Annotated in this window: 15 protein-coding genes and 1 riboswitch; of the genes, 1 reads left to right on the top strand and 14 read right to left on the bottom strand. The window is 64.0% G+C overall.

Features of this window, described 5'->3' with window-relative positions; all coding sequences use genetic code 11:
* Positions 1–36 precede the first annotated feature (36 nt).
* The 7 genes from AC1MBU_RS12415 to AC1MBU_RS12385 all read right to left on the bottom strand — a co-directional run bounded on the left by AC1MBU_RS12415 (position 37) and on the right by AC1MBU_RS12385 (position 5290).
* Entirely contained in the window at positions 37–1137 is a 1101-nt protein-coding gene (locus tag AC1MBU_RS12415) for a carboxylate-amine ligase (protein WP_479787321.1), read from the bottom strand.
* A gap of 72 nt (positions 1138–1209) precedes the next feature.
* Entirely contained in the window at positions 1210–1608 is a 399-nt protein-coding gene (locus AC1MBU_RS12410) for a fluoride efflux transporter FluC (protein WP_479787319.1), read from the bottom strand.
* Positions 1605–2003 carry a fluoride efflux transporter FluC gene (locus tag AC1MBU_RS12405; protein WP_346028088.1) on the bottom strand — a complete coding sequence of 133 codons (399 nt, stop codon included), beginning with the start codon at positions 2001–2003 and terminating at the stop codon, positions 1605–1607. Before AC1MBU_RS12405 ends, AC1MBU_RS12410 begins: the two co-directional genes overlap by 4 nt.
* The gene (locus AC1MBU_RS12400; protein ID WP_471671869.1) at positions 2000–2725 is read right to left on the bottom strand and encodes a metal-dependent transcriptional regulator; all 726 of its coding nucleotides are present in this window, start codon (positions 2723–2725) and stop codon (positions 2000–2002) included. Before AC1MBU_RS12400 ends, AC1MBU_RS12405 begins: the two co-directional genes overlap by 4 nt.
* A 1-nt stretch (position 2726) precedes the next feature.
* Positions 2727–3605, bottom strand: a complete 879-nt coding sequence (locus AC1MBU_RS12395) for a metal ABC transporter permease (RefSeq protein WP_479787317.1) — start codon at positions 3603–3605, stop codon at positions 2727–2729.
* Entirely contained in the window at positions 3606–4382 is a 777-nt protein-coding gene (locus AC1MBU_RS12390) for a metal ABC transporter ATP-binding protein (protein WP_479787316.1), read from the bottom strand.
* Positions 4379–5290 (bottom strand): metal ABC transporter substrate-binding protein, encoded by a 912-nt coding sequence (locus AC1MBU_RS12385; protein ID WP_479787315.1) that lies wholly within the window; start codon positions 5288–5290, stop codon positions 4379–4381. The genes AC1MBU_RS12390 and AC1MBU_RS12385 overlap by 4 nt, the downstream gene beginning before the upstream one ends.
* Positions 5291–5442: 152 nt before the next feature.
* Here AC1MBU_RS12385 and AC1MBU_RS12380 point away from each other — a divergent pair, with 152 nt between their 5' ends.
* Positions 5443–5607 carry a hypothetical protein gene (locus AC1MBU_RS12380; protein ID WP_200954787.1) on the top strand — a complete coding sequence of 55 codons (165 nt, stop codon included), beginning with the start codon at positions 5443–5445 and terminating at the stop codon, positions 5605–5607.
* Here the strand turns inward: AC1MBU_RS12380 and AC1MBU_RS12375 are convergent.
* The 7 genes from AC1MBU_RS12375 to AC1MBU_RS12345 form a co-directional block, all read right to left on the bottom strand.
* Positions 5604–6362: a class I SAM-dependent methyltransferase gene (locus AC1MBU_RS12375; protein WP_277357889.1), complete on the bottom strand. Its 759-nt coding sequence runs from the start codon at positions 6360–6362 to the stop codon at positions 5604–5606. The two genes, AC1MBU_RS12380 and AC1MBU_RS12375, sit on opposite strands and share 4 nt — an antisense overlap.
* Before the next feature lie 92 nt (positions 6363–6454).
* Complete coding sequence (locus tag AC1MBU_RS12370) at positions 6455–7753, bottom strand: aminotransferase class V-fold PLP-dependent enzyme (RefSeq protein ID WP_346028412.1); 1299 nt, start codon at positions 7751–7753, stop codon at positions 6455–6457.
* A 95-nt stretch (positions 7754–7848) separates the two neighbouring features.
* Positions 7849–7963: riboswitch (SAM riboswitch) on the bottom strand.
* 70 nt (positions 7964–8033) lie between these two features.
* Positions 8034–8858 carry a histidinol-phosphatase gene (gene hisN, locus AC1MBU_RS12365; RefSeq protein ID WP_056548009.1) on the bottom strand — a complete coding sequence of 275 codons (825 nt, stop codon included), beginning with the start codon at positions 8856–8858 and terminating at the stop codon, positions 8034–8036.
* Positions 8859–9069: 211 nt separating this feature from the next.
* Positions 9070–9273 (bottom strand): cold-shock protein, encoded by a 204-nt coding sequence (locus AC1MBU_RS12360; protein WP_026545912.1) that lies wholly within the window; start codon positions 9271–9273, stop codon positions 9070–9072.
* 174 nt (positions 9274–9447) lie between these two features.
* Positions 9448–10569 carry a ribosome small subunit-dependent GTPase A gene (gene rsgA / locus AC1MBU_RS12355; RefSeq protein WP_479787313.1) on the bottom strand — a complete coding sequence of 374 codons (1122 nt, stop codon included), beginning with the start codon at positions 10567–10569 and terminating at the stop codon, positions 9448–9450.
* Positions 10566–11900, bottom strand: coding sequence for a 3-phosphoshikimate 1-carboxyvinyltransferase (gene aroA, locus AC1MBU_RS12350; protein ID WP_479787311.1), 1335 nt, complete (start codon positions 11898–11900; stop codon positions 10566–10568). The genes rsgA and aroA overlap by 4 nt, the downstream gene beginning before the upstream one ends.
* A 5-nt stretch (positions 11901–11905) precedes the next feature.
* A complete protein-coding gene (locus tag AC1MBU_RS12345) occupies positions 11906–12454 on the bottom strand; it encodes a DoxX family protein (RefSeq protein ID WP_479787310.1) in 549 nt (182 codons plus the stop codon).
* Positions 12455–12551 lie beyond the last annotated feature (97 nt).

Below are 12551 nucleotides of genomic sequence, written 5' to 3'. Positions count from 1 at the left end.
GCTTCGCCATTAGGGGCGTGATCGGCGACTGAACGTTCAGCGTTCGGCGATCAGCGTCTCGGTGTAAAGGTCAATCAGCCCGGTGACACCGCTTTGTTCCATTGCGCGGCGCTGGCGGACAGCGCCGGTACCGCGCTCCCACACCGTCTTGAGGCCGGTTTCAATCCAGTGGGAATCGCCCGCGTCCTCCAGTGCCGTGCCGACGTACTCGAGCAGGCGGTCCATCTGTTCACGGACGGGCGTCAGCTTTCCGGTCAGTGGATTGACGACGACGTCGCTCAGCCCCTGGCGCGCGGCCTGCCACTGTGCCGCATCCAGCAACTCGGCGTCGGGATCCGGATACGGCGTGCCGTTCAGGGCATCGCTGACCGCTGTGCTGACGAGGCCGCGCACCAGGCCGGCGATGAGCACGGAGTCCTGCGCCTCCAGCTGTGCGTCTGCTGTGCGAACCTCCAGGGTGGGGTAGCTGTCGGAGAGCCGGGCAACCCAGGTGAGAACCCCGCGGTCGATGATGACGCCGGTATCCACGAGGCGTTCGATCCGGCGCTCGTACTCCGCAGCATCCGCGAAAATCGGCGGAATGCCCTGTACCGGCCAACGACGGTAGTGCACCGTCCGCCAGCTGGAGAAGCCGCTGTCCCGGTCAAGCCAGAACGGAGAGTTTGTGCTCAACGCAGTGATGATGGGAAGCCAGGGTCGGATCCGGTTGAGCGCCTGTACACCGGTTTCCTTGTCCGGGATGGACACGTGCACATGAAGCCCGTTAACGAACTGGTCCGCTACGATCCCGCGGGCGCTCGATTTCAGTTCGTGGTAGCGCTGTTTATCAGTGAGCTCGGGGTACCCCTCCTGGATGCGGGGAGCCGTTGCCGATCCGCTGGCCCGAACTCCTGACTTCCGCGCCGCTGCCGCCAGTTGCCGCCGGAAATTCAGCAGCGATTCCTCCGCTTCGGTGAGCGTATGGCACACCGGCGTTGCGGTTTCGATTTGGCAGCTCAGCAGTTCGCGTTGGATATCCTCGCCGCTGACTGCGCCGCCGGATTCGAGAAGTGCCTGGACGTCCGCTGCATTGAAGACGGGCAACCCCGATTCGGGATGGAGCAGGAGGTACTCTTCTTCGATTCCCAGCGTGGTCATGGAGCGCCTTTCGATGCGTTCACGGATCCACTTCAGTCTAGTCAGCCAGCTTTGTACTTGTGTTTTCCCGCGTCATATTGTGCCGATGATCAGAAGTCCCAGCGCGGCCGCGGCCAGCCCGCAGCCGGAGTTTGCAAGCACATGCACGACGGCGGCCACCCGCCTCCTGCCCCGCCACAGGAGAACAGCCGCGACAGTGAAGGTGCTGAACGTGGTGAACCCACCGGCCAGTCCCGCACTGAGCGCGGTGTAGACGGGGCTACTGAGTGCAGAGTTCAGCAGCAGTCCCCAAAGGATGCCGATTCCACCCGATCCAAGAATGTTGACCACCAGCGTTCCCATGGGAAAGGGCGGCACCAGCGAAGACGGGTGCCGCCGTCGTGCACGGAGCGCTTCATACGCTGTGTCGACGGCGAAGCGGAGCAGCGCGCCGACCATTCCTCCAAGGCCCACCAGAGCCGCAGTCATCATGGCGCCCGCCTCTGCCCCACGATGATTCCGGCGGCAGCGGCCGATACACCGAGCGCGAGCGACAACCCGACGTACGGCACCATCAGCGCCGGCTCGATCACCGCGGCAAGCGAAACCGCGGAGAAGGTTGTGAATGACCCAAGGAGGCCCGGCCCCAACCCCGCCCGCAACTCCCGCGGCCCGCGGGTTCCTGCCCAGCGCTCGGTCAGCCAGCCAAGCAGGAAACTTCCACCCGCATTGATCGCGAGCGTGGTCCAGGGGAATGCGCCGGGCGGCTCGGGAAAGAGCAGGCCGAGCAGATATCGTGCCTCGGTTCCTGCGAAGCCTCCCATGGCGACGGCGGTCCATACCTTCCAGCCGAGAGGTGCAGGAAGGGCATCCGGTTGAGCGGTCATGGCACCAAGCTACAGCCGGCGTGTCGGCCCACTGACTCGACCCAGATGGCCCCGGTGAGTTCCTTACCGAAGCTGAAGTCCCGCGCACCGGTCCCGGTGCCGACGCGCGCCTGAAGCGGACCGCCGAAGGGAGTCCTGCCCAGCACTTCCACCGGAGAACCAATACCGATGTCTTCGGCCGCCAGGAACCTCAAGAGCTGTGGGTCCTCATCGCTGATCCGGGTAACCCGTCCGGAGTGGCCATCGTCGAAGCTGTCCAAGGGTAATGCGTCGGGAAGCGTGATCGCCCCCGCAGCCGTCGGAATCGGATCACCGTGCGGGTCAACGGAAGGGAAGCCCAACCGGGCGTCGAGCCGGTCGATGAAGGTATCGGAGACAGTATGCTCCAGCAGTTCAGCCTCATCATGGACTTCATCCCAGCGGTAATCGAGATCGCGTACCAGGAACGTCTCGATCAGCCGGTGCCGCCGAACCATGGCCAGGGCCAGGCGGCGACCGTCAGCAGTGAGTTCGACGGGCCGGTACGGTGTGTGGTTCACCAGCCCGAGCTCGGCCAGCTTCCGGATCATTTCGGAGACCGACGAGTTGGCAACCGACAGCCGGGCGGCGAGCCGCGATGATGTCACGGGCTCATCATGCCACTCAGAGAGCGCGTAGATGGTCTTCACATAGTCTTGGACACTTGAGGATTCGCTGCCGGGTGTGCTCACTTTCGACGCCATGTCAGACAGCCTGCCTTGCCGGTGAACCGGCCCGCCGGCGTCGCTGTCTCAGTTGTGCGATGAGGCCAGTCCGGGGCGCCGCGATGTAGGCAACTGAAAACGCGAGTGCCTGCGCAAGCACAACTGCGGCTCCGGTTGAGATGTCGAAGTAGTAGCTCGCGTAGATGCCGGAGACCGCGGCGGTCGCAGTGATCAGAACAGCGAGTATCAGCATCCGGTCAAAACTGCGTGTCAGCAAGAAAGCAGTGGCGCCAGGCGTGATCAGCATGGCCACGACGAGGATGATACCGACAGCCTGCAGCCCCACCACCACGCTGAGGGCGAGCAATCCCAACAGGAGCGCAGCCAGCGCCTTGGTGTTGAGCCCGATGACGTGTGCATGCGTGCGGTCGAAGGCGAGCAGCGTGAGATCCCGCCGCTTGACCAGCACGATCACCAGGGTCAACGCACCAAGGATCAGAACCTGCCACAGCTCACCGTCCGTGACCCCGAGAACGTTGCCGAAGAGGATGTGCATAAGGTCCACTTGCGAGGGCGTTCGCGAAATGATGGCCAGTCCCACGGCGAAAAGAGCGGTGAACACCACACCGATCACGGTGTCGGACTTCAGCCTGGTGGTCGACTTCACAGCGCCGATCAGCGCAACGGCACCGGCACCGAAAATGAAGGCGCCGATCGAGAACGGAATACCGACGATGTAGGCGAGCGCGACCCCGGGCAGCACCGCATGGGAAACGGCATCACCCATCAGGGACCAGCCCATCAGGATGAGCCAGCAGGATAGAACCGAGGCGACTACGGCAGCCGCCAGCGTCACCAGCAGGGCGCGGGTCAGGAACCCGTATTGCAGCGGTTCGAGGAGGAACGCGATGGGATCCATCTAGGCTCCCGCCCGGGTAGGCGCCACCGCAGGGTCAAGAGTGCCTGCAGGCCCGAACGCGCGCGCGAGGTTGGCATGGGTGAGCACATCCTCGGGGGTTCCTTCGGCAAGGATCCGTTGGTGCAGGAGGATTGCGCGGTCGCACAGTCGGGGCAGGCCGGCGAGGTCGTGGGTGGACACCAGCACCGTCCGGCCTTCATTCTTCAGTTCGCGGAGGAGCTCCACAAGGGTGGCCTCGCTGCCCTTGTCCACGCCTGCGAATGGTTCATCGAGGAGGAGGAGCCGGGCGTCCTGGGCGATTCCGCGGGCAACAAAGGCGCGCTTCTTCTGCCCGCCCGAGAGTTCCCCGATCTGGCGGTGGCGAAGCTCTGTCAACCCGACCCGCTCCAGTGCCTCGGCCACCGCGGCGCGATCAGTCCGTGAGGGATGCCGCAGGGGACCCATGTGAGCGTACCGCCCCATCATGACGACATCGGCGACGGAGACAGGGAAGTCCCAGTCCACGTCCTCGGCCTGCGGAACATAGGCGACGAGCTTGCCTTTACGGGCTGCCGTGGACGTTCGGCCGAAGAGCGAGAGCGTTCCCTGTTGCGCCGTCACCAACCCCAGGAGGCACTTGAAGAGGGTCGATTTTCCTGAGCCGTTCACCCCGATCAGTCCGCAGATCTGGGCGCGGTTGATGGTGAAGCTCACGCTGTGGAGCGCAGTCACGTCTCCGTAGTTGACGCCCAAACCTTCGACGGCGATGGCCGGCTGTTCGCTGGCTGTCAGAGTCATCGGGTCAGTCCTGCAATGATGAGGTCGATGTCGTGTTGGAGCAGGTCGAGGAACGTGGGGACCGGCCCGTTCTCCTCCGACAGCGAGTCCACATAGAGCGGACCGGCCAATTCAGCGCCGGTGCTTCGTGCAACCTGCTGCTGCGCGGACGGATTGACGGTGGACTCGCAGAAGACTGTGGGCACGTTGTGCTCCTGAACAAAGGAGATGACGTCGCTGATCTGCCGGGGGGTTCCCTCGGTGTCGGAATTGACAGGCCAGATGAAGGCTTCTTTGATTCCGGCGTCCCGCGCGAGGTAGGAGAACGCCCCCTCACACGTGACCAGAGCCGGCGTTGCCTCACCAGTGCTGAACGCATTCTGCAGAGCGGTCAGCATGCCCTGGAGTTCCCGCTTCAAGCCGGCGCCGTTGGCTTGGTAGTCTCCGGAATGTGCGGGATCAAGCTCTGACAGTGCCGTAACAATGTTGTCTACGTACGTTTGCGCCGCCTTCGGGGACATCCAGGCATGGGGGTTGGGCAGTCCCTGGTAATCGCCGGAACGGATGTCAACGGGTTCCACGCCTTCGGAAAGCACCACATGCGGCGCATCGATGGACAGGACGAAACGTTCGAACCAGCGCTCCAGGCCCAGGCCGTTGTCAAGGACGAGATCCGCGTCCTGCGCCTTGACGAGGTCTGAGGGAGTGGGGTCGTAGCCGTGGATTTCGGTTCCGATCTTGGTGATCGATTCAACCCGGATATGCTCACCTGCCACCGAGCGTGTGAGGTCCGCGAGAACGGAAAAGGTGGTCAGTACAACAGGCCGCGGGTCCTTGTGTGAACTGGTCCGCTCCACAAGTGGGGTGCCACAGCCTGCAAGCACCAACGTTGTCAGGATGAGGAGTACCTGAATCCGAAGTTTCGGCATACCGAAAATATAGCCCGATCACGCTGCTGCCGCCACTGCTCCTGTGCAGCCGGAGCCACGGCACTCGACAGGAGAGCAATCGACAGGGCATGGTGGGCCTAACGGTATGTTGCCGGCAGGGCACGGCGGGACCACTATAAGGAGGTCGGGTTATGAGCGAAGAACCACAACACGAGGAAGTGCCGCGCGAGCACTCTGAACAGCCGGCAGAGGGGGATCGCGCTCAGAATCCCGCCGACACAGGCACTCACTCACAGGACCCGGCTGAGGGTGCAGATTCCGGGCCGGAAACGAACGGGACGGACGCTGAGGGCTAAAGCCGGCCGGCCCGCCAGCAGTAGGTAAGGTACGGCAGCTCGAGGACTGCGTCCGGCTGGTGCCCCAAGTGATCGTGCAGGTACCACGACAGATTGTTTTCCACCTTGGTGCGCACACCGGCTGATGCGTTCTGGTAGTAGGTGCGGGAGCGCGCAAGTTCCACGATGTCCGAGACCGGAAGAACCTGCGTCCATGGAATGACCCTAGACTCCGGCTCCGAAAAGCGCGGACCAAGCATAGGGCGGTAGCTCGGCCGGAAAACGTCTCCGGCATGCATGATGCGGGAGAGCCGGTGTACCCAGGCAACGCTGACGTCCAGCTGATTCCAGACGAGCGCGAATCTTCCCCCCGGTGCCAACACACGTGCGGCCTCCTGGCTTGCCGCAGCAGGATCACACCAGTGCCAGGCCTGGGCAATTGTGAGTACATCAGCGCTCGCCGTTGCGAGTCCCGATGCCTCGGCAGTTCCCTGCACTCTGGCTACGCGCGGGAGTTGTTGTCCGAGGACTGCAAGCATGTCCAGGGATGGGTCAACAGCTGTCACCTCCGGGCAGCGGCGGATGAGCTCCCGGGTGAACTTGCCGGTGCCGGCGCCAACGTCTGCTGCGCGCAACGCTCCGGCGGGTATGAGCCAGTCCACGCTGTCTTGGGGGTAGCCCGGACGCACGCGCTCGTAGCGGTCACTTTCCTGCAGGTAGCCCCGCGCCAATTCACGACGGCGGTGTTCGGCGAGGCGCGGACCTCCAACACCCATGTTGGGAACTCCTCGCATGACGGGTACGGAACCCGTCAATTAAAGCACCCGGTTGAAGGCGGCGTCGCGCCGAGGAAGTGCGGTCGCAGCGCTCAGTCGGTTGTGCAGGGCGCGGCGCCGGCAGTTCCCGGCGTGGGCGGAGCCCAGTCAGGGAAAGGGCGGGTCTCGACCGCGGGCACCCAGCGCCCGGCGTCGACCGCATAGTCAGTCCCCAGTCCATCCCGAAGAAGCGAGCGCAAACCGGTCAACAGCCTGTCGACGTCGTCCTGCCGTGATCCGAGCCCGAAACTCGCCCGTAGCGAACCTGACGGCAGGCCCAGCCGCTTCAGCAGCGGATGAGCGCAAAACTTCCCGTCCCGCAGTCCAACCCCGTGTTCTGCGGACAGATATGCGGCGACCAGCCCGGCGTCGTAACCGTGGACAGAGAAGTTCACTACGCCGATCGCATCGGTGCTGTCAGCGAAGATGCGGTGAACTGCTATGCCGGGAAGGTTGGAGAGCCCTTCCACGAGGGCATCCCGCAGCTCTGATTCATGCGCAAGCCAGGCCGGTTCATCCAACCCAGCGATGGCCTCTGTTGCCTTCGCCAGCGCGGCTGCACCGAGCACATTCGGTGACCCGCCCTCATGGCGCGCGGAACCGGTTGCCCAGGACACCGAGTCCACTTTCACAGTCTTCACTGCGCCGCCTCCGGCGAGGTGGGGCCTTCCGGAATCGAGCCAGTCGCCTCTACCGACCAGGACGCCCGCGCCGAAAGGCGCATACAGTTTGTGGCCCGAGAAGGCCGCGTAGTCGATACCGTCGCGGAGCAGATCCAGCCGCCGGTGGGGAGCGAGCTGAGCCGCGTCGACGACGATCCGCGCGCCGTGCGCATGAGCCGCCGCTGCGAACCGGCCGATGGGCAGAACTTCTCCGGTGACATTCGACGCACCGGTTACAGCAAGCAGGCTGATTCCTCCGGATGCCAATTCCTCTTCCACAGCGGCGAGCGTTTCCTCGATGGTTCCCGCGGCGACCAGCCCGCGATGGGGAAGCTGCAGCCAGGGCAGCAGATTGGCATGGTGTTCCACGTCGAGGTAGAGGACCTCACCGTCCTCCGGCAGGCATCCAGCCAGGAGGTTCAGCGAATCGGTGGTGTTGCGGGTGAAGATGACCGCATCATCTTCCCGGCCGCCGACGAAGTTCCGCACAGTCCTTCGTGCATTCTCGTAGAGCGAGGTGGAGATTTGCGATGCGTACCCGGCGCCCCGGTGCACACTCGCATAGTAGGGAAGCACGCTCTGCACATAGTCATTGACCTGCTGCAGCGCCGGCGTTGAAGCGGCATAGTCCAGGTTGACGTAACGGACGGCAGTGCCGTCCACCAGCGGCGCCTGCAGCTCAGCGCCCATCACGGACGCCAGCGGTGCAGCGGAGAGTTCGTTCTCAAGAAGTGCGTTGCTCACAGGAGGTACCCCACGTAGGTTCAGGGGACCTGCTTCACCAGGCCCCGCGCTTGCCGAACCACGTTCTGGCCCGGCCAGGTCGTCACCCGGGGCACCCCGCCGCGGAAGGAGGGTTGCCGGCCAGCAAACCGGGGTTTAACGCTGGCACTCGTGACCTAGGAATCCAGACTAAAGCAGGCCGGGAATATCCGGTCCTTGTGTTACGTGTTGGTGTTAAGCGACCACGTCAGACGCCGGTACCTTCCTGAAGCAGATCGTCCAGCGAGGGGTTCAGTCGCTTCAGGACATCATTGTGAAGTGTGCTGTTGGTTGCCAGCGCGTTGCCTCCGAAGGGTCCGTCGGAGCCTTCGAGTGACGTGAAGCGACCGCCGGCTTCCGTGACGATGGGTACCAGCGCGGCCATGTCATACAGGTTCAGCTCAGGTTCGCAGGCGATGTCCACAGCGCCTTCGGCGACAAGGCAGTAGGACCAGAAGTCACCGTAGGCGCGTGTACGCCACACGGATTCGGTGAGCGATACGAATTCGTCAAAGTTGCCGCGCTCTTTCCAGCCGGACAGGTTCGAGTAGGAGAGCGAGGCGTCTTCCAGCCGGGATACGCTCGAAACCCGGAGCCGGCTGGCTGCCGCGAGAGACTTACCCATGAACGCACCGGTGCCCGTTGCAGCCCACCAACGCTTTCCGAGCGCGGGGGCGCTCACAACACCGACGACAGGCCGGCCCTCGTCCACCAATGCAATGAGGGTAGCCCATACCGGTACGCCCCGGACGAAGTTCTTGGTTCCGTCAATAGGATCGATGATCCAGCGCCGCGAGCCGGCGCCGCTGCTGCCGTACTCCTCACCGAGTACGGCATCGCGCGGACGCGCACGCGAGAGTTGCCCGCGGATAGCCTCTTCCGCCGATTTGTCCGCATCCGTGACCGGGGTGAAGTCCGGCTTGGTTTCGACCGCCAGATCCAGCGCCTTGAACCGGGACATGGTCTGGTCGTCTACGGAGTCGGCCATTACATGGGCAAGGCGGAGGTCATCGTTGTAGCTCTGGAGGTTCATACTTTCAACCTATATGGTCAGGGTGCACAGATGCGGGAGGTCCCGATGCGGACGCGCTCAGCGCTGGGCTACGATCGGTTCACGCACGCACAGGAACGGGTGTCATTGAACGGTGTGCTGTTAAACGCAAGAAAGGGGACACCGGCCGAAGCCGATGTCCCCTTTCTTGAAGCGCTAGATCTTGAAGCGCTGAAACTTAGAGAACGGAGACTTAGAGAACGGAGATGTTCTCAGCCTGGGGGCCCTTGGGGCCCTGGGTGGTCTCGAAGCTGACCTTCTGGTTCTCCTCAAGCGAGCGGAAGCCGCCGGAGTTGATTGCGGAGAAGTGAGCGAAAACGTCAGCGCCGCCGTCGTCAGGAGCGATGAATCCAAAGCCCTTTTCAGCGTTGAACCACTTGACTGTACCTGTTGCCATTTTTTTATTCCTTGAGTGTGAGGATCCCCCCGTACTTCGGGGTTCCTGTCGCGGTGTTCATTTCGCCTGCAAAAAAAGCTTTCGAACTCCGGAGAGAAATCAAGGCTTAACATTCGTGCGCAACACAACAACTTCGTTCAGTCTAGCAGGCAATCGGCGCCGTAGTCACATCACTCACTGCATCCCCAGCTCCTTGGCACCCTTGGAAGGTTCGATGCCCGCCCCGAGAAGCCGGCGCAGCGAAGACAGGCGCACCGGACCGGATTCGCCGGCAGCGCCCGACGCGACCCAGCCGTCCAGTCCGCAGTTGACGGCGGCGGCATCGTGGCGGCAGCCCCGCTCGCAGTCCTCGGTGCCGGGTGCAAGATCCGGGAAGGCGGCGAGGATGCGGTCGGCCTCGACATGGGCAAGGCCGAAGGAACGAATGCCCGGAGTGTCGATAATCCACGTACCGGGTGCTGAGTCTGCAGCTTTGAGGGCATAAGCCGATGAGGAGGTATGGCGCCCCCGCCCGGTGACCGCGTTCACTCCGCCCGTCGCCCGATTGGCTCCGGTGAGCGCGTTCACCAGCGTCGACTTGCCCACGCCGGAGTGACCGAGCAGTACGCTCACTTTGCCGTCCAAAAGCTCCTTCAACTGCTCGACGGCGCCGGGCGCGAGGAGCGCTGAGGCGCCGGTAGCGGATGTGGTTTCCACTGCGTCCGGTGTGGACGCAGTCTGGCTGGTGATGATGAGCAGGTCAAGATGTTCGTAATTCGCCAGCAGATCCGACGGATCCTTCAGGTCTGCTTTGGTGACACAGAGGAGGGGCTGAATACCGGCGTCGTAGGCGGCCACCAGCGCGCGGTCGATGAACCCCGTGCGCGGCTCCGGATTCGCGGCCGCAACCACGATCACCAGCTGGTCGGCGTTGGCAACCACAGCGCGTTCCACGGGATCGGTGTCATCCGCGCTGCGGCGAAGCAGCGTGCGTCTTTCCTGGATCCGGACCAGGCGGGCGAGAGTGTCCGGTTCACCGCTCACATCTCCCACCAGCGCCACCAGATCTCCGGCGACGACGGGGGACCGCCTGAGTTCCCGTGCCCGGGCGGCAATGACAACCCGCTCTGCGTTGGTGTCCTCATCCACAACCGCGGTATAGCGTCCGCGGTCCACCGTGATGATTCGTCCGGTCACCGCATCTTCATGAGCCGGACGGTCCTTCGTGCGTGGCCGGGAACCCTTCTTGTTCGGCCGGATCCGAACATCGGATTCATCCCAGGAAGCGGTCCCGCGGCGCGACCCGGCGGATGTCACCGAGAGCCGCTCGGACCAGCGGTGGCAGCGAGTGCCTTCCACAGCTCGGGGAACTGGGGCATGGTCTTGCCGGTGGTCGCAATGTTCTCAATCTCCACGCCGTCCACTGCGAGCCCCAGGATGGCGCCGGCCGTGGCCATCCGATGATCCTCGTAGGTGTGGAAAGGACCGCCGTGCAGCGGAGCCGGGCGTATGACCAGGCCGTCAACGGTCTCCTCGACATCACCGCCAAGGCGGGTAATCTCCGCGACGAGGGCGGCGAGCCGGTCAGTCTCGTGCCCGCGCAGGTGTCCAATGCCCGACAATGCCGACGGTGTCCGCGCGAGCGAGCACAGCGCAGCGACGGTTGGCGCCAGCTCGCTGGTGTCGGCCAACTCGGCGCCGGTGATCGTCCCGGTGCCGCGGACCACCAGAGTGGAGTCATCGGTCAGCTCAACCTCGGCGCCCAGCAGGGGGAGTATGGTCAGCCACTTCGCTCCGACCTGAGTGGTGTCCGAAGGCCAGTGCGGCACACGCACGGTGCCGCCGGTAGCGAGGGCAGCGGCGAGGAACGGACCGGCATTGGAGAGGTCAGGCTCGATGCGCACATCGAACGCGCTGATGGTTCCCGGCTCCACCCGCCACGAGTTCGGAATGGAATCGTCGACGACGACGCCGGCCTCCCGCAGCACTGCAACCGTCATGGCGATGTGGTCAAGGCTCGGCACCGGCTTGCCTACATGCTGCAGGTTGAGGCCCTCCGTGAAGCGGGCGCCAACGAGCAGCAGCGCAGAGACAAACTGGGACGAGGCGCTCGCGTCTATCACCAGCGTGCCGCCCTCTACCGCTCCGGTTCCTGCGACCGTGAAGGGCAGGGAGCCGCCGTCGTTCTCGAGCTGTACTCCAAGTTCGCGGAGAGCACTGATGACCGCGCCCATCGGGCGTTTGCGGGCGTGAGGGTCACCGTCAAACGAGGTGCGCCCCGCACGAAGCGCCGCTAGCGGAGGAACAAAGCGCATGACCGTGCCGGCCAGCCCGCAGTCCACGCTCATATCCCCGGACGCGTCGGGCGGAATGGGCGTAACGAGCAAGTCAGGGCCATACGTGCCGTCGCCGTCGAGCTCCTCCACCGTGGCACCCAGCGACCGAAGGGCTTCCACCATCAACAGGGAATCCCGCGAGTGTAACGGTGCGCGCAGCCTGCTCGGGCCGTCCGCAAGCGCAGCGAGAATAAGGTACCGGTTGGTCAGTGACTTCGACGCCGGGACCTCCACTGTTGCATCAACGGGACCGGCTGCGTGCGGTGCCGGCCAAAAGGATGTGGCGGACGGTGCGGCGGACAGCGCGCTCATACTCCTTAGCTGCCCGTGACTTCCGAAGCGGTCTTGCGTACAGCTTTCTCCGCCTTCTTGATGCTCTTGCGGGTGTCATGGCTGAGGGCCAGGGCATTACGGCGCGCATCCTCGGCGAAATGCTCTGCACGCCAGGCCCAGCTCGGCCGGCCGTTGGTGTCCACGGCGGCGAGCAGCACAGCACCGATCAGCGACAGGTTCTTGAGGAGCTGGTTGCGGCGGTCCTTGCGGGCCTTGGACGTGGACGAATCCGCGCTGTTGAACTCAACAACGGCGTTCAGCGTGGACGTGGCGACCAGCACCAGAGCAGAGACGCGGGAAAAGCGCCCGATCCCCAACAGAACCGCCGCACCGAGATGGGCAGCGCCGAGCACCTTCGCGACACGCTGTTCGTTGCTCGTTGCCGAGGCCGTTGCGGGCACCGCCTTGTTGATGCGGTCAAGGGTGGGACGAAGGGCAGTAGCTGTGGCCTCGGTATTCCGGAGGCGGTCAATGCCCGTGAGGACGAAGCTGCTGGCAAGCAATGGGCGGGCGAATACGCGAACAAGGGTCACAATGCCTCCTGGCTTCCAGCGCCGTGGGCGGCACCGGATCTACTTGGCGAACAAAGTCAGTTACAACCGTGGATGAATGTGTCTAGTTTTGCACTTT

It is taken from the genome of Arthrobacter sp. PTI12 (assembly GCF_056679915.1).
This window is presented reverse-complemented; position numbering and strand designations above follow the sequence as displayed.

What these genes read in the sequence shown, in the direction of transcription:
- hisN (WP_056548009.1), bottom strand. Translation starts at nt 8,858, where the DNA reads ATGAACCTCCAGAGCTACAACGATGACCTCCGCCTTGCCCATGTAATG.
- AC1MBU_RS12380 (WP_200954787.1), top strand. Translation starts at nt 5,443, where the DNA reads ATGAGCGAAGAACCACAACACGAGGAAGTGCCGCGCGAGCACTCTGAA.
- AC1MBU_RS12405 (WP_346028088.1), bottom strand. Translation starts at nt 2,003, where the DNA reads ATGACCGCTCAACCGGATGCCCTTCCTGCACCTCTCGGCTGGAAGGTA.
- AC1MBU_RS12410 (WP_479787319.1), bottom strand. Translation starts at nt 1,608, where the DNA reads ATGATGACTGCGGCTCTGGTGGGCCTTGGAGGAATGGTCGGCGCGCTG.
- aroA (WP_479787311.1), bottom strand. Translation starts at nt 11,900, where the DNA reads ATGAGCGCGCTGTCCGCCGCACCGTCCGCCACATCCTTTTGGCCGGCA.
- AC1MBU_RS12360 (WP_026545912.1), bottom strand. Translation starts at nt 9,273, where the DNA reads ATGGCAACAGGTACAGTCAAGTGGTTCAACGCTGAAAAGGGCTTTGGA.
- AC1MBU_RS12390 (WP_479787316.1), bottom strand. Translation starts at nt 4,382, where the DNA reads ATGACTCTGACAGCCAGCGAACAGCCGGCCATCGCCGTCGAAGGTTTG.
- AC1MBU_RS12415 (WP_479787321.1), bottom strand. Translation starts at nt 1,137, where the DNA reads ATGACCACGCTGGGAATCGAAGAAGAGTACCTCCTGCTCCATCCCGAA.
- AC1MBU_RS12370 (WP_346028412.1), bottom strand. Translation starts at nt 7,753, where the DNA reads ATGGGCGCTGAGCTGCAGGCGCCGCTGGTGGACGGCACTGCCGTCCGT.
- AC1MBU_RS12400 (WP_471671869.1), bottom strand. Translation starts at nt 2,725, where the DNA reads ATGGCGTCGAAAGTGAGCACACCCGGCAGCGAATCCTCAAGTGTCCAA.
- AC1MBU_RS12375 (WP_277357889.1), bottom strand. Translation starts at nt 6,362, where the DNA reads ATGGGTGTTGGAGGTCCGCGCCTCGCCGAACACCGCCGTCGTGAATTG.
- AC1MBU_RS12385 (WP_479787315.1), bottom strand. Translation starts at nt 5,290, where the DNA reads ATGCCGAAACTTCGGATTCAGGTACTCCTCATCCTGACAACGTTGGTG.
- AC1MBU_RS12395 (WP_479787317.1), bottom strand. Translation starts at nt 3,605, where the DNA reads ATGGATCCCATCGCGTTCCTCCTCGAACCGCTGCAATACGGGTTCCTG.